The following is a 20,620-nucleotide window of genomic DNA, read 5'->3' as shown; positions in this document are numbered from 1 at the left end:
GCCGCATCGGGGCTGCTGGTCCTGATCGCGGCGCTGCGCCGGCGTCATCCGGGCGAAGGCTTGGTGGTGCGATTGTCGTTCGGACTCGGCGTACTCGCGGTGATGCTCGCCAGCCGCGTGCTGGTGTGGTGGGGAGCGCCGTTCCCGTTCAACACGTTGACCTTGACTGCCGCAGGCCTGGTCCCGCTGGCGGCGCTGCTGTTTTGCGAAGGACTGCTGCGCCGGCACGCGCCCAAGGCATTCAAGTGGGTGGCAACCGCCGGTGCGCTGGTGTTCGCGATCCTCGCATGGTTGCCGACGTCGTGGGCCTATCCATGGCGGACCATCGCGCTGCTTGTGTTCCAACTGGCGGGATTCCTGGCGATGGCGTGGCTGTTGCTGGCGCGGGACCGCACGTCGCTGTCGGCACTGGAGAATCGCAGTGCCGATCGCATCGCCCTCTCGTTGTTGCTGATCCTGCCGCTGCTGGCGACCGATTTCCGGTTTCCGGGCTTTCCGATACCGGTGCGGCTGGCGGGAATCGCTATTTTGGCGTTCTGCTGGCTGGCCCAGGGACTGGGGCGCGGCCAGCGGGCCCATCGCGACAGCGTGCGCGCCTTCGTCGCGTACTGCGCCAGCGCGCTGGCAGCGGGTGGGGCGGTGGTGCTGATCGCCGGCCTGGATGCCACGACCTCCATCCAGGTGCTCGCTGTGTGCTGCGCGGCGGTGCTGCTGGGCGCGATCGTCAACGATGCATTCGAACTGCGCGCGGAGGAACAACGGCGCGGCATGCTTCGCCTGCTTGCGCAGGGCGACCTGGCCGATGCCGATGCGTTCCTCGGCGGCCTGCAACGGCATGCGCAGATCGATGGGCTGCTGATCCTGCGTGAGGCGGAACTGGGCGACTTCGACCGGACGGTGCTGGAAGACGTGTTCGCACGGCATCCGTTACTACGCAGCGGCCAGGTCGGCACGCCGGAGTTTGACGAAGGCACGCGCGAACAGCTCGACAGCCTCATGCAGCGGTACGGCGCCAGCCATCTGATGCGCGTATCGATCCGCCCTCTGACGCTGGCGGCGCTGAACATGCCGGTGCTCGCAGACGCGCCCATCGCACAGGCGGAACTCGCTGCCGTGCAGCGCATGGCACAACTGGTGGCGGAGCGGAGGAGACAGCTTGATCCAGCTGAAGGAACGTGATTTCGAGGCCTTCTTCGAGGCGCCGTTTTCCGCGTACGGGCCTGACTGCACGTACGTATCGCCAATGAAGAGCGACCTGCGGCGTTTCCTCGCTGCCGGCGTCAACCCGCTGTTCCCCGACGAAACGACCTTCACCTGGTTCACCGCGCACCGGGATGGCCGCGTCCTGGGACGAATCACCGCACACGTGCATCCGGCGTCGAACGCGCTGTATGGACTCGAACGTGCCTACTTCGGTTATTTCGATTGCGCCGACGACAGCGAGGCGGCGCGGGCGCTGCTGGGCGCGGCGGAGGACTGGGCACGCGAACGCGGTTTCGCCGAAATCGCCGGCAACTTCAACCTCACCGCCATGCAGCAGATCGGCGTGCAGACGGGCGGGTTCGAGCATGCGCCATACACCGATCTCGCCTGCAACCCGCCGCACATTCCGCGGCTGCTCGAAGAGAATGGCTACACGCCGTTCTTCCCGATGAGCACCTTCGAGAACCGCATCGGTTCCATCGACATCGACTCGCTGATCGGACCACCGCAGCGCGCCATCCTCGATTCACCCGAGTTTTCGTTCGCACCGGTCACCTGGCGCACGATCGACCAGCGCATGGAGGATGCGCGAGTCGTCCTCAATGACGCGTTCGCTAACAACCCGATGTTCGTGCCGGTGACAGCGCATGAATTCCATTTTCAGGCGAAGGAGATGAAGTGGATCATGGATCCGCGCATCTCCGCCGTCCTGCATCATCGCGGCGAGCCGGCTGCATGCATCATCTGCATTCCGGATCTCAATCCGCTCCTGCGCGCGACGCGCTCGCGATTCCAGTTGTCCACGCCATGGCACTTCCTGCGGCACCGGCTGCGGCGCGATCGCGCCGTGCTCATCTTCTCGGGTGTGGTTGGCCGGCTGCAGGGGAAGGGCGTGAATGCGGTGGTCCTGCATCGCATCCTTGGCGCGATGCAGCGCGCCGGTTACCGGACGCTGGGTGGCACGTGGATCTCCGATGCCAATCGCGCCAGCCTCGCGCAGAAGGTCAAGATGGGCGCCTATCCGTTGCATCGATTGCACCTGTTCCGAAAGGACCTGCGCGCATGACGATCGAGCGCGGGATGCAGGAGCGCATCGTCGCGGCGGCGCGGCTCGCGCCGTCCGCGCACAACACGCAGCCGGCGCGATGGCGTTTCGAACGTGGCGGTTCGATCGTGCTGCTCGGCGACACGACACGACGCCTGCCCTGCGCCGATCCGGGCGATCGCGACTTCGCGCTGTCGTGCGGCGCCGCGCTCGAAGCCACGGTGCTGTCGCTCGGCCCGCTCGGCATCGGGGTGGCGTCAGTGGAGCCGGGTGTGTCCGATGCGCGCTCATCGCTTCCGGAGATGGCGCGGATCACGCCCGGCGGCGTGGCGGTAGTCGATCCGCTGACACGCTGGATGGAAGCGCGCAGCACGTGGCGCGGCGGTTTCGTGCCCGCAACGGACGAACAGGCCCGGTCGCTGCACACGTGGGCCGCGATGCAGACGGACGTGATCCTTGCGACGGAGCCGGACGATCGCGTGTTGCTGGCGGAACTCAATGATCGCGCGACGGCCGGCTTCCTGCGCGATGCGCACTGGCGCGCCGAGTTGTGCGATTGGATGCGGCTGTCTCCGCGGCATCCAGCCTATGCGCGCGACGGCATGAATCGCGAGGCCCTGCACATGGGCGCGATCGACGCCGCGGGGGCGCGATGGGTGCTGGGCAAGGCGTACGCCTGGCTGGATCGAGCGGGTCTGTCGACGGCGCTCGTCGGGGAACGTGCGCGCAGCATGACGGCCAACGCCATCGTGCTGTTGCACCGGCCGGCCGACGAAACGCCGCTCGCCTCGGGCCGCATCCTGTATCGCCACTGGCTCGCGCTCACGTCGTTTGGATTCGCCGCGTGGCCGATGTCGGCGGCGGTGGACGATGCGGAATGCGCGGGCCGGATCGTCTCGCACTTCGACGTGCCGTCCGGGCGTCGTCTGCTGGCCGCGCTGCGCGTCGGCAAGGCCCTGGGCGTTGCGGCCCGCGTGCGCTTGCCGGTTGGTGAACTCATAGTCGCTTGAGGTATTCGATCAGCGCGTGCTTGGCCTCATCGTCCAGGTGTTCGAACTCGCGCTCGTGCCCGCCATTGCCGAGTCCGGGACGTCGCGTATCGAACATCTCCGGTTCGGAGAACGGAACGTACCTGTCGGGATATCGGCAACGTCGTTGCGCATCGCAGACCAGCGCGAGTCCGGCCTGCGCGAAATCGAGGGCGTGGCCGCCGACCGGGAACTCAATCGCGCGCTGGTCGGGGTTCATCAGCTGCCAGAGGCTCGGCACGCTGCCGTTGTGCAGGTAAGGAGCGCTGGACCATAGGCCGGTCAACGGCGGTGCGCTGTAGCGCGGGGCAACGCGCACGTCGAGGTGGCGCCCGTAAGCGGACTCGTTGACCGCCGACGCGACCTGCGGCGTGAACTGCGTCGCCCGCACGCGATCAGTGCCGACGTCGCCTTCCCAGTTCGGGAACGTCTGCAGCCGCGGGTGTTCGAGTGAGTCGTCGTACGTGCCATGGCAGCCCGCGCAGGCGGCCGCATACAGCGTTCGACCACGCATGGCGAGCGCCTGGTCCGTGGCGCCGGGGAAGGGCTGCGGCCGGTAGTCGCGCAACCAGTGCAGGATCTTCTCGGTGTCGCCGATGTGCGACTGCGCCGCCTCCGGCGTCACCCCCATGCTCGGCACCGTGAAGTACGCAACGATCCCAGCGAGCTCGTGCATGTGCGCCTCGTCGACGTCGGCCCGCGCAAGCGGCCGCGGATCCGGCTTTCCGGGGACGCCGTAGGCGCCGGTGTTGAGCAGGCGGGTGCGCATGACGCGATCGCCCAGGTCCGGGATGGAATTGAGCGCGCTGCCCTCGACGCGTTCGCCGGGCGGAATCAGGGCGAGGCGGCGACGCAACGAATCGAATCCATTGGTCGCGCCCGGCGTGCCGGAGTTGAATGGCAGCAGGTCATCGGCGCCAGCCGCCTCCAGCGCGATTGCACGACGGCGCAGCTCAGGAAGGACCACGAAGCGCAACGTCATGCGTTCGCGCGCTTCGAGGTCCGGATACAGCCGGTCGATCGCGGACCACAGGCGCACGTCGTCCACGCCCTGTTCGCGCATCGCCCGATAAAGGCTGCGTGTATAGGCGCCCAGGTTGAGCGAGGTGTTCGGCGTGCCGAGCCACGCACGGGATGGGTCGGGGCGGCCGTCGGCTCGGTACATCACGCCGGCGTGGCAGGCGGCGCATCCCAGGTTGCCGATCGTGAGTGCCATGGGCGGCACCAGGCGCCGTGCATGGCCGATGTTCTGGCCGAGCGGCTGGCCCGCCTGCGCAGGAGGCAACGTGGACTGCGGCCAATTGCCGATGGTCGAGGGATAGAGGAACCCGGACCGGCGGAGCGCAGCCTCCACGTGATGCGTGCTCACCGTGGCGGGATCGCCGCCGGTCTCCTGCAACGCCAGCAACGTGCTCGTCAGCACCCACGGCGCGGCGGACACGCGAAGCGTGTCGGTGTCCAGCGCGGAGAAATCACCCAGGGCGAAGTAGGCCAGGCCCGGCCCGACGCGCTCGAGATCGGCCGGCGACAGCGACGCGTGGCGCTCGGATACCGCCGAGGCACGACCGTGGATCATGCCTCCCATGTCGCCGTCGAGCGCGACCAGCACGCCAAGGATGGCCGCGCCGGCCAAGGCCAGCCCGCCGAAGAGCCTGCGCTTTCGCATGGGTCACCTTCCATCGGCTCCATGCGGCGGCCTGCCTTCACGGCGACCTTCCCCAACCGCTGGAACAGGCCGATTGTAGATGGGCGCGGGCCGGCGTTTGACTTGACCGCGCTCAGCCCCAACACTTCACCTCGTACTCCGGCGTCTGCCGACCGGAGAAAGGATCGAGGTGGCCCGCGGCAAACCGCCGGCCGAGCGTGCGACATGAGCACTACCACCGCCCACTGCTGAACGCCCTCGACGCCCCTTCAAGACGGCGCCGCGGCGCCGTTTTTAGTTTCAGCCACTGCTCTTCCCCCGCGCAGCCCTTCCGGCGGCGCCGACATCAACACAGCCAGCCGCGCACCGCGCGCCCGCATCCCATGATCGCCATTACGCTCCCCGACGGCAGCCGCCGCGAGTTCGAAAACCCCGTTTCCGTGGCCGAAGTGGCCGCATCCATCGGTGCCGGCCTGGCGAAGGCCGCGCTCGCCGGCAAGGTCGACGGCAAGCTGGTCGACACGAGCTACCGCATCGGCAACGACGCCTCGCTCGAGATCGTCACCGACAAGCATCCCGACGCGCTCGACGTCCTGCGTCATTCCACCGCGCACCTGCTGGCGCAGGCCGTGCAGCGCCTGTATCCGGGCGCGCAGGTCACCATCGGTCCGGTGATCGACAACGGCTTCTACTACGACTTCGCGTACGAGCGCCCGTTCACGCCCGAAGACCTGCCGGCCATCGAGGCCGAGATGCAGAAGATCGTCAAGGAATCGCTGCCCGTGGCGCGCAGCGTGAAGTCGCGCGACGACGCGGTGGCGTTCTTCCGCGGACTGGGCGAGGCGTACAAGGCCGAGATCATCGAATCGATTCCGGCCAACGAAGACCTCTCGCTCTACAGCCAGGGCGAATTCACCGACCTGTGCCGCGGCCCGCACGTGCCGTCCACGGACAAGCTGCGCGCGTTCAAGCTGATGAAGGTCGCCGGCGCGTACTGGCGCGGCGATTCCAACAACCAGATGCTGAGTCGCATCTACGGCACCTCGTGGCTCAACGACAAGGACCTCAAGGCGTACCTGACGCAGCTGGAGGAAGCCGAGAAGCGCGACCACCGCAAGATCGCCAAGGCGCAGGACCTGTTCCACCTGCAGGAAGAAGGCCCCGGCCTGATCTTCTGGCATCCGAAGGGCTGGTCGATCTGGCAGGTCGTCGAGCAGTACATGCGCCGCGTGTATCGCGAGACGGGTTACGGCGAAGTGCGTTGCCCGCAGATCCTCGACGTGTCGCTGTGGCAGAAGTCCGGCCATTGGGACAACTACAAGGACAACATGTTCTTCACCGAGTCCGAGAAGCGGACCTACGCGCTGAAGCCCATGAACTGCCCCGGCCACGTGCAGGTGTTCAACCAGGGCCTGCACAGCTACCGCGACCTGCCGATCCGCTACGGCGAGTTCGGCGCGTGCCATCGCAACGAACCCTCGGGCGCGCTGCACGGGATCCTGCGCGTGCGCGGCTTCACGCAGGACGACGGCCACATCTTCTGCACCGAGGACCAGATCGAGTCCGAAGTGCGCGCCTTCCACGAGCAGGCGCTGAAGGTCTACGGCGATTTCGGCTTCACCGACATCCAGATCAAGATCGCGCTGCGACCGGACTCCCGCTTGGGCGACGACGCCACGTGGGACAAGGCCGAGAACGCGCTGCGTTCGGCGCTCAGTGCCGCCGGCGTGGAGTGGCAGGAGCTGCCGGGCGAGGGCGCCTTCTACGGCCCGAAGATCGAATACCACCTGCAGGACGCCATCGGCCGCACCTGGCAGCTGGGCACGATGCAGGTGGACTTCATGATGCCCGGCCGCCTCGGCGCCGAGTACGTCGACGAGCACAGCCAGCGCCGCCACCCGGTGATGCTGCACCGGGCCATCGTCGGCTCGATGGAGCGCTTCATCGGCATCCTGATCGAGCACCACGCCGGGCAGTTCCCGGCATGGCTGGCCCCGGTCCAGGCCGTGGTCATGAACATCACCGACGCCCAGGCCGATTACGTCGAAGAGATCCGGAAATCCCTTGCAAATCAAGGCTTCCGGGTCCATTCCGATTTGCGCAACGAGAAGATCGGCTATAAGATCCGCGAGCACACGCTGCAGCGGGTGCCTTACCTGCTGGTGATCGGCGACCGCGAGAAGGAAAACGGCCAGATCGCCGTCCGGACGCGGGGAGGGGAGGATCTGGGGACGATGTCCGTCGCCGATTTCGCCTCGCGTTTGCGCAGTGAGGGCGTACAGTAACGCCTGCAGCCTGACATGACTCCGGCCGCCCCCGGTGGCCGGCACGATCCAAACCGGAGATTGCAACATCAGTACCCCCGAGAAGCCGAATCGCAAGAACCAGGAAATCCGCGTACCGCGCGTGCGCGTGATCGGCAGCGATGGCGAAATGATCGGCGTGCTTTCGCGCGACGAAGCCCTGCGCATGGCCGAAGACGAGGGCCTGGATCTGGTGGAGATCCAGCCCAATGCCGATCCGCCGGTCTGCAAGATCATGGACTTCGGCAAGTTCCGCTTCGAAATGCAGAAGAAGGCCAACGAGGCCAAGAAGAAGACCAAGCAGGTCGAGATCAAGGAACTCAAGTTCCGCCCCGTGACCGACGAGGGCGACTACCAGATCAAGCTGCGCAACATGCGCCGCTTCCTGGAAGAGGGCGACAAGGTCAAGGTGAACATCCGCTTCCGTGGCCGCGAGATGAGCCATCAGGAGCTGGGCCGCGAGATGGCCGCACGCATCGAGGCCGACCTCGGCGACGACATCGTCATCGAGTCGCGCCCGCGCCTGGAAGGCCGCCAGATGGTCATGATGATCGCGCCGAAGAAGAAGAGCTGAGGTTCGCCAAGCTCCCGAAACGGGCCGCCCATGCGGCCCGTTTTCGTTTCCGGGCCCCGGCCCCCGCCGCCGGCAGCTCTGAGCAGCCACTAACGCCCTGAATTGCAAAGGTTTCCGGTTGTCTGCATAATGGCCGGCCCGGCTCGCCGGGATCTGCAGTTCGTTGTATCAGGAACCTGTCGTGATCCTTTTTGGATCAACGACTTACAAGCCGGCACGGGCAGGACGGAAAGAGTGGTTGCGTCTACTTCAGGCGCGCAGGCCACCGCCCAGGCCAGTCATCGAAATCCGAAAGGACATCGCAATGCCCAAGATCAAGACCAATCGGGCGGCGGCCAAGCGCTTCCGGAAGACCGCTTCCGGCAAGTACAAGTGCGGCCACGCCAACAAGAGCCACATCCTCACCAAGAAGGCGACCAAGCGGAAGCGCAACCTGCGGCAGACGAACCACGTTCGTGCCGAGGACGCTGGCCGTCTCGATCGCATGCTGCCGTATCTCTGAGGAGGGCTGAACAATGGCACGAGTTAAGCGTGGCGTGCAGGCGCGCCGCCGTCACAAGAAGATCCTGAAGCAGGCCAAGGGCTACTACCACGCCCGTCGCAAGGTTTTCCGCGTCGCCAAGCAGGCGGTCACGAAGGCCCTGCAGTACGCCTACATCGGTCGCAAGCAGAAGAAGCGCAATTTCCGTTCGCTGTGGATCACCCGCATCAATGCGGCGGCCCGCATCAACGGCCTGAGCTACAGCCGCTTCATCAACGGCCTGATGAAGGCCGGCATCACCCTCGACCGCAAGGTGCTGGCGGACATCGCCGTGCACGACGCGCAGGGTTTTGCGGCGCTGGCAGAGAAGGCGAAGAGCGCGCTCGCGGCGTAAGTTGCTCGCACCACCACGTCGACCCAGGGTCGGCGTCGGGCGGATGCACAACGCAATACACGCATGGGGAAGGGCGCAAGTCCTTCCCCATGTTTCGTTTTGGGCGCCCGTATCACGAATCGCGCGCCGGTCCCGCCAGGGCCGCGCGCGGCTGATGGCGGTGAACGACGGGCTTCAACGCAACACAACGATCGAAAAGGTTCGGCAGCACATGACCGGAATCGAATCACTGACGCAGCAGGCGCTGGCCGATATCGCCGCGGCGGAAACGCCGGACGCGATCGAAGCCCTGCGCGTCTCCCTGCTGGGCAAGAACGGCAGCGTCACCGCGCAGCTCAAGCAGCTCGGCGCGTTGCCCCCCGACCAGCGCAAGACCGCCGGCGAGGCGATCAACAAGGCGCGTGATGAACTCACCGCTGCACTTGGCGAACGCCGCACCGTGCTCGACGATGCCGCGCTCGATGCGCGCCTGTCCTCGGAAAGTGTCGACGTCACGCTGCCCGGCATCGATGCCGCGCGCGGCGGCCTGCATCCGGTCAGCCGCACGATGGAGCGCATCGCCGACATCTTCGGCCGCCTGGGCTTCGAGCTCAGCAACGGTCCGGAGATCGAGGACGACTGGCACAACTTCGAAGCGCTGAACTTCCCGCCGCATCATCCGGCGCGTGCGATGCACGACACGTTCTACTTCGGCGACGGTCGCCTGCTTCGCACGCACACCTCCGGCGTGCAGGTGCGCTACATGCAGGAACACCAGCCGCCGCTGCGCATGATCGCGCTGGGCAAGGTGTACCGCAGCGACAGCGACCAGACGCACACGCCGATGTTCCACCAGTGCGAAGGCCTGCTGGTCGACGAGCACGCGAGCTTCGCCGACCTGAAGGGCACGCTGGCCGAATTCGTGCGCGCGTTCTTCGAGCGCGACTTCGAAATGCGCTTCCGCCCGAGCTATTTCCCCTTCACCGAACCGTCGGCCGAAGTGGACATCGCCTGGCAGCAGCCCGACGGCTCCACGCGCTGGCTGGAAGTGCTCGGCTGCGGCATGGTGCATCCGAACGTGCTGCGCAACGTCGGCATCGATCCGGAGAAGTACACCGGCTACGCCTTCGGCCTGGGCGTGGAGCGCTTCGCGATGCTGCGTTACGGCGTCGACGACCTGCGCAGCTTCTTCGACAACGACGTGCGTTTCCTGAAGCAGTTCGCCTGACCTGTCGCGTCCCGGATAGACACGAATGAAATTCTCCGAAAACTGGCTCCGCCACCACGTTCCGACCACCGCCACGCGCGATGAACTCGCCGCGACGCTGACCGCGATCGGCCTGGAAGTCGAGGAGGTCACGCCGCTGGGCGACTCGCTCGACGGCGTGGTCGTGGCGCGCATCCTCAGCGCGACGCGTCATCCCGAAGCCGACCGCCTGCAGGTGTGCGAAGTCGACACCGGCAACGGCACCGTGCAGATCGTCTGCGGCGCGCCGAACGCGCGCGCGGGTCTGGTCGCGCCGCTGGCGACGGTCGGCGCGACGTTGCCCGGCGGCATCGCGATCAAGGCCGCGAAACTGCGCGGCGTGGAATCCTTCGGCATGCTGTGTTCGGCGAAGGAACTGGGCGTGGATCCCGATGCGTCCGGACTGCTCGAACTGCCCGACGACGCGCCGGTCGGCACGCCGCTCGCGCAGTACCTCGGCCTGCCGGATGCCAGCATCGAGATCAAGCTGACGCCCAACCGCGCCGACTGCTTCAGCGTGCGCGGCATCGCGTTCGATGTCGCCGCCGCGCACGGTGGCGAGGTGAAGCCGCTCGACGCCGCGCCCGTTGCGGCGGGCAGCGATGCGGCGATGCGTGTCGAACTCGACGCCGGCCCGCGTGTGCCGCGTTTCGCCGGTCGCGTGATCGACGGCGTCGACGCCACCGTCTCCACGCCGGCGTGGATGGCCGAACGCCTGCGCCGCAGCGGCGTGCGCCCGATCAGCTTCCTCGTGGACGTCACGCAGTACGTGATGCTCGAACTCGGCCAGCCGATGCACGCCTTCGACAAGGACACGCTGGAAGGCGACGTCGTCGTGCGCCCGGCGCGCGCCGGCGAAGCGCTCAAGCTGCTCGACGGCCGCACCGTCGAACTCGACGACGATTTCCTCGTGGTGTCCGACAGCCGTGGCGGCAAGGCCGCGCGTGCGGTCGCACTAGGCGGCATCATGGGCGGCTTCGACACGCGCGTGACCGACGCCACGCGCAACGTGTTCCTCGAAGCGGCGCACTGGATTCCCTCGGCGATCATCGGCCGCAGCCGCAAGCTCGGCCTGCACACCGACGCCGGTCATCGTTTCGAACGCGGCGTCGATCCGGAACTGCCGCGCATCGCGGTGGAATACGCGACGAAGCTGATCCTCGAGATCGCCGGCGGCGTGCCGGGCCCGACGGTCGACGTCACGCTGGCCGAGCACCTGCGCGCGCCGCAGCCGATCGTGCTGCGCCGTGCGCGACTGGCGCGCGTGCTGGGCCTGTCCGTTGCCGACGCGGAAGTCGAGCGCATCCTGCGTGCGCTGGGCCTGCAGGTCGAATCGCTGGCCGATGGCTGGCGCGTCGTGCCACCGAGCCGCCGCTTCGATCTGGAGATCGAGGAAGACTTGATCGAGGAAATCGCGCGCATCCACGGTTACGACGCGATCCCGACCACGCTGCCGGCCGGTGCCGCGCGCCTGGTCGCGCCGAGCGAAACGCGCGTCGACGAATCGACCGCGCGTCGTCACCTGGCCTCGCGCGACTTCCTGGAAGCGGTGAACTACGCGTTCGTCGACGCCGACCTGCTGTCGAAGTGGAGCCTCACCGACGGCAGCGTGCCGCTGGCCAATCCGCTCAGCGGCGAGCTCGGCGTGATGCGCACCGCGCTGCTGCCGGGTCTGGTTGCTGCGCTCGCGCGCAACGCCGCGCGCCAGCAGCCGCGCGTGCGTCTGTTCGAACTGGGCAACGTATTCCGCGACAACCCGGGCGAGGCACCGATCGAAACCGGCCGCATCGCCGCCGCCGCGTGTGGCGACGTGCATGCGGAGCAGTGGGGGATCGCCGCGCGCCCCATCGGTTTCCACGACCTCAAGGGCGATCTGGACAGCCTCGCCGCACTGGCGGGCGCGACGCTCGAATACCGCGCCTCGCAGCCCGCGTGGGCGCACCCGGGTCGATCCGCCGACGTGTACCGCGACGGCGTGCACCTGGGCTGGATCGGCCAGCTGCATCCGCGCCTGCAGCGCGCGCTGGAGCTGGATGTCGAGGTGGTCGCGTTCGAGCTCGACCTCGCGCCCCTGTTCAGCCGCGCGGTGCCGCGCGCCGCTGCGCTGTCGAAGTATCCGTCCGTCCGCCGGGACCTCGCGTTCGTCGTCCCGGAATCCGTCGAATGGGCGGCGATCGAGCGGGCCGTGAAGGCAGCCGCGGGCCCGTTCCTGCGCGATCTGGTGCTGTTCGATCGCTACCAGGGCAAGGGCGTTGAACCGGGTTTCAAAAGTCTTGCTATGGGCTTGATTCTGCAGGATGAATCGCGCACCCTGACTGACCGTGACGTCGATACCGCAGTGGCTTCGGTGACCGGCGCGCTGCAGCGGGAGTACGGGGCAACGATCCGCGGCTGAGGTTGAGGAAGCAACGATGGCATTGACCAAGGCCGAGATGGCCGAACGCCTGTTCGACGAAGTCGGGCTGAACAAGCGAGAGGCGAAGGAATTCGTGGACGCGTTCTTCGACGCGCTGCGCGAGGCGCTGGAGCACGGTCGCCAGGTGAAGCTTTCCGGTTTCGGCAACTTCGACCTGCGGCGCAAGAACCAGCGCCCGGGCCGCAACCCGAAGACCGGCGAGGAGATTCCGATCTCCGCCCGTACTGTGGTGACCTTCCGCCCGGGCCAGAAACTGAAGGAACGCGTGGAAGCCTATTCCGGAGCTGAGCATGCTTGACCCCGGCAGCAATCGCGAACTCCCGCCGATCCCGGCCAAGCGCTACTTCACCATCGGTGAGGTGAGCGAGCTGTGCGACGTCAAGCCGCACGTGCTGCGCTATTGGGAAACCGAGTTCCCGATGCTCAATCCGGTCAAGCGCCGCGGCAACCGTCGCTACTACCAGCGCCACGAGGTGCTGATGGTGCGCCAGATCCGCGGCCTGCTGTACGAGCAGGGCTACACCATCGGTGGCGCGCGCCTGCGCCTGGAAGGCGAAACTGCGAAGGACGAGTCCGCGCTGAGTTCGCAGATCATCCGCCAGGTGCGGATGGAGCTGGAAGAAGTCCTGCAGCTGCTGCGGCGCTGAGTTCCGGCCGCCGCCGCGGTGGCCGCGGCGAGGTTCCACCGTTATACTTGCCGCCCGCTCGCAAGGGCGGCACACGCAATACGTCGGGGCGTAGCGCAGCCTGGTAGCGCATCTGCCTGGGGGGCAGAGGGTCGTCGGTTCGAATCCGGCCGTCCCGACCATCTTGCGAATCTTGTGTTCTTCCACGCGCGAATCCGCGCCGCACGCCGCACCGGCGGGAAGGGAAGAACCCAATCACGATCGAAGCGAAGATCGCCGCCACGTTGCGGCGCTTGGCGCTCCTGTGCGTCGCTGCCCTTGATCGCGCGTCTGTTGGCCGAACGCCGCTCAGAGACGGACGTCTCCCAATAGCGTGTTCGCTTCCCGGCCTTCACGCGCATGGCGCGTTGGCGAGACTGCGCGCACGGTGATGACGCTGCCGAAGGATCGGCGTGAGCAACACGCGCGCATCGCCTCCGCACTGCACGATGCCAAGCGCCGCGCTCGTCGCGCGGCAGCGTCTCAGCCTGTCGCACCGTCAGTGTCGTCTCTTCACACCATCCGGCTGAGCTCGCTTCGCGACGCGCCGAAATGCCTGCTTTCACGCGCGTCGAATCCCGAAATTTCGCGCAACGAGTGCACGTCGCGCGAATCGCTCGATCAGATCACACAGCGAAAATCCCAGTCAGAAACCTGAAGAATTCACCGTGCTGAACCATTCGGCCGCATTTTCTTGAGCTGAACCACAAATACGCAAAGTCGCTTCGCTTGTTCAGCACTGTCACGATCGCGTGACGCTAAGGTGCATTCCAGTCACGAACATGATCGTGACGTGATGACCAAGCGAAGGCAGTGTGAATGCATTCGGTTCTTCGCTTCGTCTCCGTGCTGTTCAGTAATCACTCCCGGAAACGAACGTGAACGATCACCGTGCTTTCAATGCGGCCGCCATGCCGCGCCGCCAATTCTTCCAGAAGACCCTTCTCCTTTCGGTGCCGCCCATCCTCGGCTTCACAGGCATCGGCAAGGTGCTCGCCGCAGGCTCGACGACCGCCCTGACGTGGACCCCGCCGACCCGCGCCCGCGGCACCGCCGTACTGAGCGTGAAGAACTACGGCGCCGTCGGCGACGGCGTGCGTGACGACACCGCGTCGTTCCAGGCGGCGATCAACGCGCTGCCGTCGACCGGTGGCACGGTGCAGGTGCCGGCCGGCACCTATCTGATCGATCCGACCGTCAACGTGCGCCTGCGCAGCAGCATGCACCTGCAGCTGGATCCGAACGCGATCCTCAAGGCCAAGCCGAACGCCGCCGAGCGCGCCTACGTGCTAATGGCGATGCAGGTCAACGACGTCGAGATCTCGGGCGGCCGCATCATCGGCGACCGCGATGCGCACCTGGGCACAACGGGCGAGTGGGGTCACGGCATCATGCTGCGCGGTTCCAACCGCGTGACGGTGCGCGATATCCACATCTCCAACGGCTGGGGCGACGGCATCTCGATCGGTGGCGCCGCGCAGGCGTCCGGCGCGGTCATTCCGTGCAACGACGTGGCGATCCACAACATCGTGTCGACCAACAACCGTCGCCAGGGCCTGACGATCGGCTGCTCGCGCAACGTGAAGGTGTACGACAGCGAGTTCAGCAACTCCAACGGCATCGAGCCGCAGTGCGGCATCGACATCGAGCCGGACATCAACGACCTGCGCACGACCGATACCGTGCACATCCAGAACTGCCTGATCCGCAACAACAAGGGCAACGGCATCCTGGTGTACAAGCGCGTCACCAACGTCACCGTGAAGTCGTGCACGATGGAATACAACGGCGGCTACGGCCTGCTCACGGTGGGCGCGGCGGCCGGCTACATCGCGCAGAACCGCTTCCTGCGCAACACGCTGTGCGGCCTCATGTTCAGTTCGACCACCGACAACTACCAGGCCAGCAGCAACGTGTTCCGCAACAACTACACGAAGATCTTCGGCGTCAGCACCGTCGACAAGCCGCTGGTCACGATGACGGGCATCCTCGCCGGCGCGATGCCGAAGGGCAACGATCCGCACGTGCAGAAGGCCACCGCATCGACCAACATCCGCGTCACAACGAACCAGTACGCGATGTAAGCGATCCTCGTCGAGTCACAACGCTCGAACTTGATCCGCCGCTGTGCAGACAGCGGCGGATTTTTTCTGGCGGCTTATTTCGACGGGGGCGTCGTCTTCTTGCGCGCCTTCTTCGTCGTGTTCAGTGCGACGGCCGAGCGGATGAGTGCCTTCAACGCGGCTTCGTCGATCTCGTCGCCTTCATGCAGGTCGATCGCACGCCGCGTGTTGCCGTCCAGGCTCGAATTGAACAGCCCCGCCGGGTCATCGAGCGACGCGCCCTTCGCGAAGGTCAGCTTGACGTGTTGCCTGTAACTCTCGCCGGTGCAGATGATCCCGCCGTGCGACCACACCGGCACGCCGCGCCATTTCACTTCCTCGACGACGTCCGGGTCGGCCTGGTGGATCAGCTTTCGCACGCGCGCCAGCGTCTTGCCGCGCCAGTCGCCCAGTTGCGCGATGCGTTCGTCGATCAGATGCGAGGCGTCTTCGGTGCCCGCATCCGTGCTGCCGTTTCCGTTGGACTTCTTCATGGTCGATCGCCTGGTCTTGCGTGAGGGGCGGCGTTACATCTTCTCGCCGGGGAGCTTGCTGGCCTGCTTCAGCCACGTCGCGAAGCGCGCTTCGTCGACGGGCTCGTCTTCGTGGATGTCGAGGTAACGCACGTGCGCCATCTTCGACTCGCCCGGCGGCATCGGCTTGAGCGATGCGCCGCGGAAGAACGACACCTTGATGTAGCGCGTGTAGCAGTGCACGCCGAGGAACCAGCCTTCATCGCCGGGCGCACCGTAAAGCGGCGAGTTCCACTTCACGGCCTTGCGCACGCCGGGAATGGTCTTCTCGATGAGTGTGTCGAGGCGACGCCACACGTCGCGTTTCCAGCCGGGCATGGCGTCGATGTACGCCTGCACCGGCGCGTCGCCGTAGCCTTTGGGGATCTGGGGATTGCCGCCTGAAAGCAGCGTCGGCGCTGTCTTCTTCGCGACGGCTTTGGCCGTTTTCGTCGGCGAGGTCTTCTTCGCGGTCGTCGTGCGGGCGACCTTCTTGGAGGCGGGCTGCTTTGCCGCGCCTGCCGCCTTCCTTGGGGTCGTCGTCGTACCGGGCATCACGGCGCGTCCTGTCGATCATCGGGACGACGGGGGTTTCGCGTCGCCCCTGCGGGGTCGCGGCGGAGGATAGCACTGGCTGGAAATGGGCCGCCCGTGAAAGGCGGCTGCCGGATCGATCGGGCTACGCCATCAGGGCGCGTGGCCGAAACACGCCGCTCAGGAAAGCGCCAGCGCCTCTCTCCCAGCGAAGGCGCTTTCCCGAGCCGGCTCGTCGGCGAAAGCTCCAATGACGAACGGGGCGTTGCAGGCGTAGCCCTGCAGGATGCCTTCGCGGTTCACGACGTCGAAACCGACGGCGAGGCGTTCCTGCCACAACGCATTTCGTTCTGCCGACTTCTCCATCTCCTGCCCCTCAAGCGGTCAAGGGGCGCAATCTCCGCGATGCACGGTGAGGAGGCAGTGAAGTCGGCGCCCCATGCATGCCGATCACGCCGGAGGCTCAGACAGGTTGGGATCGTTCGACGACACGCGATGGCATGTGCGCGTGTGCGGGATCGGAGGACGCCTTACTCCAGCGCCTCGTCATCCAGCCCCGGCGGAACCTCGCCCGGCAGTCGCAGTTCGAACGTCGAGCCTTCGCCCGCGCCCGCGCTGTAGGCGGTGAGGGTGCCGCCGTGCAGGCGCGTGAGGCTGCGTGCCAGCGCCAGTCCGATGCCCAGGCCGCCTTCGTGCCGCTCCGGCGTGGACTCGGCCTGCGCGAACAGCTCGAACACCCGCGACAGCAGTTCGGGTTCGATGCCGACGCCGTTGTCGCGAACGCGCAGCAGCACATCGCTGGCCTGGCGTTCGATCTCCAGCGCGACCGTGCCGTTGGGCGGCGTGTACTTGGCGGCGTTGTTCAGCAGGTTCGAGAGGATCTGCGTCAGGCGCGAACGGTCGGCCCACAGCTCCACGCCGTGGGTGCGGTCGGCGAGGCTGAAGCGGTGGCCGCGACGCGTCATCAGCGGCATCGTCTGTTCGATCGCCGCATCGACGATCTCCGACAGCCGCACCCGACGACGCTTGAGCGAGGTGAGCCCGCGCGTCACGCGCGAGACGTCCATCAGGTCCTCCACCAGGTTGCCCATGTGGATGGCCTGGCGATCGATGATCTCGCTGGCCTGCAGCACGTTCTGCACGCTGTCGGGCGCCATCTTCAGCAACTGCGCGGCCGTGGCGATGGGCGCGAGCGGATTGCGCAGCTCGTGCGCGAGCATCGCCAGGAAGTGGTCCTTCTGGCGATCCGCCGAACGCAGCGCATCCTGGCTGCGCTCGAGCATTTCCTGCACGCGCTTCTGGTCCTGGATGTCCGTGCAGGTGCCCATCCACCGCACGATCAAACCCGACGCGTCGCGCATCGGCAACGCACGGCCGAGCACCCAGCGGTATTCGCCGGTGTGGAAGCGCATGCGGTATTCGATGTCGTACGGCTCACCGGTGGCAAGGCTGCGACGCCACAACGCCCAGGCGCGATCGCGATCGTCCGGGTGCAGCGGTTCGTCCCACTCGTGACCGCGCGTGGCGCCTTCAGGCAAGCCGGTGAAGTCGTACCAGCGCTGGTTGCAGTAATCGATCTCGCCATTGCCACGCGCCGACCAGACCATCTGCGGGACGAGGTTGGCGATGGTGCGGAAACGCCCCTCGCTCTCGCGCAGGGCCGACAACGCGGCCTCGCGACCGGTAACGTCGGCGCCCTGCACGAAGATGCCTTCGATGCGGCCGTGCGAATCGCGCACCGGCTGGTAGATGAAGTCGACGAAGAGCGTGCGCTCCTCCCCGCCGGTGTCCCGCAGGATCACCGGCATGCCGCGGCCGACGAAGGGGTTTCCGGTTTCGCGCACCTGGTCGAGCAGTTCGAAGAAGCCCTGCTCCCTCAGCTCCGGCAACACTTCGCGCAGCGGAACGCCGATGAAATCGCGGCGGCCGATCAATCGTTCGTACGCTTCGTTGGCCAGGTCGAATACGTTGTCAGGTCCGCGCAGCACGGCCATGAAGCCCGGCGCCTGTTCGAACAAGTCGGTGAGGAAGGCCTGCCGCGCCGACAGCCGCGCGTTGTCGCGCTGCACCGCCGCCGCGCGCGAGAGCACGCCTTCGGACATCTGCTCGGCGGTAAGCCCGGTGGCTTCGCGCGCGCGGCGTACTTCCTCGCGCAGGCGATGCACTTCGGTGACGTCGGTGGTGTGCTGCATCACCGCCACGACATTGCCGTCGTCGTCGCGCAATGGCGTGTGCGTCGCGCTCCAGTAGCGGACATCGACGATGCGGCCTTCGGGCGTGTCGGATTCGATCGCATACGGAATCAGCGCGAGCACGTCGCGCTCGCCGGTGGCGAACGCGCGTTCGAGCGAGGCGCGCAACACGTCGGCCTGCGGGCTGCCATCGTCGTTGGTGGCGCCCGGAAAGACGTCGAACAGCGCGCGCCCGAGCAGCTGCACGCGCGACAGCCCCGTCAGCAGTTCGTAGGCGTGGTTCGCCTCGACGAAGCGCATCTGCCGGTCCAGCACCATGTACGCGTTCGGCGAGTGCTGGAAGAGGCGATCGAACTGGATGGACACGAGGTGCTCCCTGGGCTGGCGCCAAGTATCCACTACCTGTGTGCAGAGGCGTGGCACGGCTAGGATGGCCCGATGGATCCGACCGCCGCGCGCCTGATCGACGAACTGCAACTCTCGCCGCATCCCGAGGGCGGGCACTACCGGCGCGTGTACGCCTCGTCGATCTCCGTCGAGCACGGCGGCCACCTGCGCCCGGCGCTGACGGCGATCCAGTTCCTGCTCGCGCATGGCGAAGCGAGCCGCTGGCACCGCATCGATGCCGACGAAACCTGGCACTGGCAGGACGGCGGGCCGATGGAGCTACAGGAGTTCGACGTCGCGACCGGCGAGCTGGTGACCGTGCGGCTGGACAGCGCCGCGCGTGGCGGCCCGGCGATGCACGTCGTGCGCGCGGGGCGCTGGCAGGCGGCGCGGCCCTTGGCGGCGTACACGCTGGTCGCCTGCACGGTGGCGCCGGGGTTCGTGTGGGAGGGCTTCGCGATGCTCGATCCGGCCAGCGGGATCGCCGACGCGCTGCGCCGTGCCGGCGCGTGGTCACCGGACTGAGCGGAACTCGCGCACGCGCCTGAAGGTCCCAAGCCAGGCAAGCGCACCACGTCGTTCAGCCAGGCGCGTCCCGTCGCGCCATTCGGACAAGGAATTCAGATGCGTCGTAGAAACGTCAGCTGGCTTTTGGGAATGCTTGTGTCGGTGGCCGCCGTCGGCATCGCCTCAGCGCAAACCGCGCCTTCGTCATCCGACGACACATTGCCGCCAATCCGCGATCTCGCTCCGCTCGTGGTCAGCGGCATCCAGCCGGGTCCCGGCTTGTGGAAGGTGCGCAAGGGCGACCACACGCTATGGGTGCTCGGCACCGTGTCGCCGCTGCCGCGCCGCATGGAGTGGGAATCGCGCGAGGTCGAGCTGGTGCTGTCGAACTCTCAGGAACTGATCGAACCGCCCGGCGTGCACATCGACGCCGACCTGGGGTTCTTCGGGAAGCTCGCGCTCGCGCCGAAGGCGTTCGGAGCACGCAAGAATCCCGATGGGCAGACGCTGCAGGACGTCGTGCCGCCGGACATGTACGCGCGATGGCTGGTGCTCAAGGGCAAGTACATGGGAAGCGACCGCGGCGTGGAAACGTATCGTCCGATCCTCGCCGCGATGGAGCTGTACCAGGAGGCCATCGAGGACGTCGGGCTGAAGCAGGGCGGGGTGGTGTGGCCGGTCGTCGAGAAGATCGCGAAGCGCCACAAGGTGCCGCGCACCGAAACGACGGTGAAGGTGATGATCGAAGACCCCAAGGTCGCGCTGAAGGAACTGCGCAGCGCGCGGCTGGAAGACCTCGACTGCTTCGCCAAGACGCTGCAGCGGCTGGAATCGGACCTGGGCACGATGCGCGAGCGCGCCAACGCGTGGGCGGTCGGCGACCTGGCATCGCTCAAGGCGTTGCCCTATACCGACCAGAACGAGGCCTGCCTGCGCGCCGCCGCGCAATCGGACGTGCTGCGCAAGCGCACGAGCGACATCGAGGCGCAGGTCGCCACGCGCTGGCTGGGCGCGGCCGAAGCGGCGCTGGCGAAGAACACGAACACCTTCGCCGTGCTGCCGATGCGCGAGGTGCTGCGGCCGGACGGCTTCGTGGCGCGATTGAAGGCGAAGGGCTACGCGGTGGAGGAACCGCAGCCGCCCGGGGCGCAGGACGTTCCGGCGGCAGCAACGCAGACGCCCTAAAGTGCGGCAATTCCCGGCGCGCGCTGCCGTAAACGACCCTTCTCCCGCTTGCGGGAGAAGGTGCCGGCAGGCGGATGAGGGCCAAGGTAAGCGAAGCGCCGCGGCGTCGTACGCCCTCACCCCAACCCCTCTCCCGCAGGCGGGAGAGGGGCTCGAAAACGGAAGGTCTTACGCCAGGACTTCGCGCGGCTGTTGTAGCCACGGCAACCCAAGCGCACCCGG

General features: G+C 66.9%; 20 protein-coding genes and 1 tRNA gene. 16 read left to right on the top strand and 5 right to left on the bottom strand.

The window, feature by feature from the left end; genetic code table 11:
• The first annotated feature begins 102 nt into the window (after nt 1–102).
• From ABIE51_RS15290 to ABIE51_RS15280, 3 genes are read left to right on the top strand one after another with little or no spacing between them, the layout of a single operon-like run.
• Nucleotides 103–1,179 (top strand): hypothetical protein, encoded by a 1,077-nt coding sequence (locus tag ABIE51_RS15290; RefSeq protein WP_354504441.1) that lies wholly within the window; start codon nt 103–105, stop codon nt 1,177–1,179.
• Nucleotides 1,157–2,269, top strand: a complete 1,113-nt coding sequence (locus tag ABIE51_RS15285) for a GNAT family N-acetyltransferase (protein ID WP_192631349.1) — start codon at nt 1,157–1,159, stop codon at nt 2,267–2,269. Before ABIE51_RS15290 ends, ABIE51_RS15285 begins: the two co-directional genes overlap by 23 nt.
• Nucleotides 2,266–3,258 carry a hypothetical protein gene (locus tag ABIE51_RS15280; RefSeq protein WP_192631348.1) on the top strand — a complete coding sequence of 331 codons (993 nt, stop codon included), beginning with the start codon at nt 2,266–2,268 and terminating at the stop codon, nt 3,256–3,258. Before ABIE51_RS15285 ends, ABIE51_RS15280 begins: the two co-directional genes overlap by 4 nt.
• Here ABIE51_RS15280 and ABIE51_RS15275 read toward each other — a convergent pair.
• The gene (locus ABIE51_RS15275; RefSeq protein ID WP_192631347.1) at nt 3,245–4,942 is read right to left on the bottom strand and encodes a c-type cytochrome; all 1,698 of its coding nucleotides are present in this window, start codon (nt 4,940–4,942) and stop codon (nt 3,245–3,247) included. The two genes, ABIE51_RS15280 and ABIE51_RS15275, sit on opposite strands and share 14 nt — an antisense overlap.
• Before the next feature lie 362 nt (nt 4,943–5,304).
• On the opposite strand from ABIE51_RS15275, the gene thrS reads away from it, so the two are divergent.
• From thrS to ABIE51_RS15220, 11 genes are all read left to right on the top strand, one after another.
• A complete protein-coding gene (gene thrS, locus ABIE51_RS15270; protein ID WP_115842436.1) occupies nt 5,305–7,206 on the top strand; it encodes a threonine--tRNA ligase in 1,902 nt (633 codons plus the stop codon).
• Between the two features lie 67 nt (nt 7,207–7,273).
• Nucleotides 7,274–7,798, top strand: coding sequence for a translation initiation factor IF-3 (gene infC / locus ABIE51_RS15265; RefSeq protein ID WP_232338614.1), 525 nt, complete (start codon nt 7,274–7,276; stop codon nt 7,796–7,798).
• 304 nt (nt 7,799–8,102) lie between these two features.
• Nucleotides 8,103–8,300 (top strand): 50S ribosomal protein L35, encoded by a 198-nt coding sequence (gene rpmI, locus ABIE51_RS15260; RefSeq protein WP_027083463.1) that lies wholly within the window; start codon nt 8,103–8,105, stop codon nt 8,298–8,300.
• Between the two features lie 13 nt (nt 8,301–8,313).
• Entirely contained in the window at nt 8,314–8,673 is a 360-nt protein-coding gene (rplT, locus tag ABIE51_RS15255) for a 50S ribosomal protein L20 (RefSeq protein ID WP_115842434.1), read from the top strand.
• A gap of 211 nt (nt 8,674–8,884) precedes the next feature.
• A complete protein-coding gene (gene pheS, locus ABIE51_RS15250; RefSeq protein WP_192631346.1) occupies nt 8,885–9,880 on the top strand; it encodes a phenylalanine--tRNA ligase subunit alpha in 996 nt (331 codons plus the stop codon).
• 25 nt (nt 9,881–9,905) lie between these two features.
• Complete coding sequence (pheT, locus tag ABIE51_RS15245; protein ID WP_192631345.1) at nt 9,906–12,293, top strand: phenylalanine--tRNA ligase subunit beta; 2,388 nt, start codon at nt 9,906–9,908, stop codon at nt 12,291–12,293.
• 16 nt (nt 12,294–12,309) lie between these two features.
• Nucleotides 12,310–12,612, top strand: a complete 303-nt coding sequence (ihfA, locus tag ABIE51_RS15240; RefSeq protein ID WP_115842431.1) for an integration host factor subunit alpha — start codon at nt 12,310–12,312, stop codon at nt 12,610–12,612.
• Nucleotides 12,605–12,961 carry a MerR family transcriptional regulator gene (locus tag ABIE51_RS15235; RefSeq protein WP_115842430.1) on the top strand — a complete coding sequence of 119 codons (357 nt, stop codon included), beginning with the start codon at nt 12,605–12,607 and terminating at the stop codon, nt 12,959–12,961. The genes ihfA and ABIE51_RS15235 overlap by 8 nt, the downstream gene beginning before the upstream one ends.
• Before the next feature lie 84 nt (nt 12,962–13,045).
• A tRNA-Pro gene (locus ABIE51_RS15230) sits at nt 13,046–13,122 on the top strand.
• A 248-nt stretch (nt 13,123–13,370) separates the two neighbouring features.
• Complete coding sequence (locus ABIE51_RS15225; RefSeq protein WP_192631344.1) at nt 13,371–13,637, top strand: hypothetical protein; 267 nt, start codon at nt 13,371–13,373, stop codon at nt 13,635–13,637.
• A 220-nt stretch (nt 13,638–13,857) separates the two neighbouring features.
• Nucleotides 13,858–15,063 carry a right-handed parallel beta-helix repeat-containing protein gene (locus tag ABIE51_RS15220; protein ID WP_354504436.1) on the top strand — a complete coding sequence of 402 codons (1,206 nt, stop codon included), beginning with the start codon at nt 13,858–13,860 and terminating at the stop codon, nt 15,061–15,063.
• A gap of 74 nt (nt 15,064–15,137) precedes the next feature.
• On the opposite strand, the gene ABIE51_RS15215 is transcribed toward ABIE51_RS15220, so the two are convergent.
• The 4 genes from ABIE51_RS15215 to ABIE51_RS15200 all read right to left on the bottom strand — a co-directional run bounded on the left by ABIE51_RS15215 (nt 15,138) and on the right by ABIE51_RS15200 (nt 18,685).
• Nucleotides 15,138–15,575 (bottom strand): DUF1801 domain-containing protein, encoded by a 438-nt coding sequence (locus ABIE51_RS15215; RefSeq protein WP_192631342.1) that lies wholly within the window; start codon nt 15,573–15,575, stop codon nt 15,138–15,140.
• Nucleotides 15,576–15,608: 33 nt separating this feature from the next.
• Nucleotides 15,609–16,148: a DUF1801 domain-containing protein gene (locus tag ABIE51_RS15210; RefSeq protein ID WP_192631341.1), complete on the bottom strand. Its 540-nt coding sequence runs from the start codon at nt 16,146–16,148 to the stop codon at nt 15,609–15,611.
• 159 nt (nt 16,149–16,307) lie between these two features.
• Nucleotides 16,308–16,493, bottom strand: a complete 186-nt coding sequence (locus ABIE51_RS15205; protein WP_192631340.1) for a hypothetical protein — start codon at nt 16,491–16,493, stop codon at nt 16,308–16,310.
• A 164-nt stretch (nt 16,494–16,657) separates the two neighbouring features.
• Entirely contained in the window at nt 16,658–18,685 is a 2,028-nt protein-coding gene (locus ABIE51_RS15200; RefSeq protein WP_192631339.1) for a PAS domain-containing sensor histidine kinase, read from the bottom strand.
• A 72-nt stretch (nt 18,686–18,757) separates the two neighbouring features.
• Here ABIE51_RS15200 and ABIE51_RS15195 point away from each other — a divergent pair, with 72 nt between their 5' ends.
• A complete protein-coding gene (locus tag ABIE51_RS15195) occupies nt 18,758–19,231 on the top strand; it encodes a cupin domain-containing protein (protein ID WP_192631338.1) in 474 nt (157 codons plus the stop codon).
• A gap of 99 nt (nt 19,232–19,330) precedes the next feature.
• Complete coding sequence (locus tag ABIE51_RS15190; protein WP_192631337.1) at nt 19,331–20,398, top strand: TraB/GumN family protein; 1,068 nt, start codon at nt 19,331–19,333, stop codon at nt 20,396–20,398.
• Nucleotides 20,399–20,620 lie beyond the last annotated feature (222 nt).

It is taken from the genome of Lysobacter sp. OAE881 (genome assembly GCF_040546665.1).
GTDB classification, from domain to species: Bacteria; Pseudomonadota; Gammaproteobacteria; order Xanthomonadales; family Xanthomonadaceae; genus Lysobacter_J; species Lysobacter_J soli.
The sequence above is the reverse complement of the archived record's forward strand: the minus strand, read 5'-3'. Positions and strand labels throughout refer to the sequence as shown.

Excerpts from the sequence above, each read along its gene's own strand:
- ABIE51_RS15290 (WP_354504441.1), top strand. The coding sequence starts at position 103 with ATGCTCGCCAGCCGCGTGCTGGTGTGGTGGGGAGCGCCGTTCCCGTTC.
- ABIE51_RS15280 (WP_192631348.1), top strand. The coding sequence starts at position 2,266 with ATGACGATCGAGCGCGGGATGCAGGAGCGCATCGTCGCGGCGGCGCGG.
- ABIE51_RS15275 (WP_192631347.1), bottom strand. The coding sequence starts at position 4,942 with ATGCGAAAGCGCAGGCTCTTCGGCGGGCTGGCCTTGGCCGGCGCGGCC.
- thrS (WP_115842436.1), top strand. The coding sequence starts at position 5,305 with ATGATCGCCATTACGCTCCCCGACGGCAGCCGCCGCGAGTTCGAAAAC.
- rpmI (WP_027083463.1), top strand. The coding sequence starts at position 8,103 with ATGCCCAAGATCAAGACCAATCGGGCGGCGGCCAAGCGCTTCCGGAAG.
- rplT (WP_115842434.1), top strand. The coding sequence starts at position 8,314 with ATGGCACGAGTTAAGCGTGGCGTGCAGGCGCGCCGCCGTCACAAGAAG.
- pheS (WP_192631346.1), top strand. The coding sequence starts at position 8,885 with ATGACCGGAATCGAATCACTGACGCAGCAGGCGCTGGCCGATATCGCC.
- pheT (WP_192631345.1), top strand. The coding sequence starts at position 9,906 with ATGAAATTCTCCGAAAACTGGCTCCGCCACCACGTTCCGACCACCGCC.
- ihfA (WP_115842431.1), top strand. The coding sequence starts at position 12,310 with ATGGCATTGACCAAGGCCGAGATGGCCGAACGCCTGTTCGACGAAGTC.
- ABIE51_RS15235 (WP_115842430.1), top strand. The coding sequence starts at position 12,605 with ATGCTTGACCCCGGCAGCAATCGCGAACTCCCGCCGATCCCGGCCAAG.
- ABIE51_RS15225 (WP_192631344.1), top strand. The coding sequence starts at position 13,371 with ATGACGCTGCCGAAGGATCGGCGTGAGCAACACGCGCGCATCGCCTCC.
- ABIE51_RS15215 (WP_192631342.1), bottom strand. The coding sequence starts at position 15,575 with ATGAAGAAGTCCAACGGAAACGGCAGCACGGATGCGGGCACCGAAGAC.
- ABIE51_RS15210 (WP_192631341.1), bottom strand. The coding sequence starts at position 16,148 with ATGCCCGGTACGACGACGACCCCAAGGAAGGCGGCAGGCGCGGCAAAG.
- ABIE51_RS15205 (WP_192631340.1), bottom strand. The coding sequence starts at position 16,493 with ATGGAGAAGTCGGCAGAACGAAATGCGTTGTGGCAGGAACGCCTCGCC.
- ABIE51_RS15195 (WP_192631338.1), top strand. The coding sequence starts at position 18,758 with ATGGATCCGACCGCCGCGCGCCTGATCGACGAACTGCAACTCTCGCCG.
- ABIE51_RS15190 (WP_192631337.1), top strand. The coding sequence starts at position 19,331 with ATGCGTCGTAGAAACGTCAGCTGGCTTTTGGGAATGCTTGTGTCGGTG.